General features: G+C 58.1%; 1 rRNA gene. It reads left to right on the top strand.

From position 1 onward, the window contains the following. Positions 1 to 215: ribosomal RNA gene (locus RM572_RS29900) — 16S ribosomal RNA — on the top strand; the annotation flags it as partial.

Here is a 215-nt window from a genome sequence, read left to right as displayed (position 1 = left end):
CTGACGCTGAGGAGCGAAAGCGTGGGGAGCGAACAGGATTAGATACCCTGGTAGTCCACGCCGTAAACGTTGGGAACTAGGTGTGGGTCACATTCCACGTGGTCCGTGCCGCAGCTAACGCATTAAGTTCCCCGCCTGGGGAGTACGGCCGCAAGGCTAAAACTCAAAGGAATTGACGGGGGCCCGCACAAGCGGCGGAGCATGTGGCTTAATTC

This window comes from Streptomyces hazeniae, assembly GCF_031845485.1.
GTDB classification, from domain to species: Bacteria; Actinomycetota; Actinomycetes; order Streptomycetales; family Streptomycetaceae; genus Streptomyces; species Streptomyces hazeniae.
Note: the sequence above shows the minus strand (reverse complement) of the source record. Positions and strands in the feature narration are given on the sequence as shown.